The following is a 232-nucleotide window of genomic DNA, read 5'->3' on the forward strand; positions in this document are numbered from 1 at the left end:
GCGTAAGGCCGGGGCAGACTACCAGCTGCTCATAGCTGATGGCGCGACCGTCCTCGAGGACGACCAACTGGCCCAACGGATCGAAAGCCTGCACCCGCGCCTTGACCCAGCGTACCCCGCGCGGAATGGTCGAGGCCATGGTGCGGGCAGTGCACGGTGCCTTGAACACACCGGCACCGACCATGGTCCAGCCGGGTTGGTAGTAATGCACTTCGGCGGGATCGATCAAGGC

Annotated in this window: 1 pseudogene; it reads right to left on the bottom strand. The window is 65.1% G+C overall.

The features are described 5' to 3' along the window. Window positions 1-232: pseudogene (locus SB765_RS34140) on the bottom strand (pyridine nucleotide-disulfide oxidoreductase); the annotation flags it as partial.

The sequence above is a fragment of the Pseudomonas sp. SIMBA_067 genome (assembly GCF_046534675.1).
In the GTDB taxonomy this organism is placed as follows: Bacteria; Pseudomonadota; Gammaproteobacteria; order Pseudomonadales; family Pseudomonadaceae; genus Aquipseudomonas; species Aquipseudomonas putida.